General features: G+C 34.4%; 1 protein-coding gene. It reads right to left on the bottom strand.

Annotation, left to right across the window (positions count from 1 at the left end):
• On the bottom strand, positions 1-218 hold a 218-nt coding region (locus tag P9254_RS28925), incomplete at its 3' end, for a hypothetical protein (protein WP_278103932.1).
• Between the last annotated feature and the right edge of the window lie 26 nt (positions 219-244).

Below are 244 nucleotides of genomic sequence, written 5' to 3'. Positions count from 1 at the left end.
ATATTATTATGAATAAATCGGGTTTGTGGCTTGAGCTTCAATACTTCGGATCCAAAATTTTTTATTTTGATCACTCCTCTTGCTCTCTGGAGCGAAAGTGGATCATAATTGTTCACTGTATACGTCTTAGAAAATTCATAGTCCAATATATTTCTACGTACAGCTACACCATTTTCTTCACTAGCTTCGTCTTCTGGATAAAAAGTAATATTTCTCATAGATTTTCAGATGCTTGATTGTGGGG

This window comes from Mesorhizobium sp. WSM4983 (genome assembly GCF_029625765.1).
Taxonomy (GTDB): domain Bacteria; phylum Pseudomonadota; class Alphaproteobacteria; order Rhizobiales; family Rhizobiaceae; genus Mesorhizobium.
The sequence above is the reverse complement of the archived record's forward strand: the minus strand, read 5'-3'. Positions and strand labels throughout refer to the sequence as shown.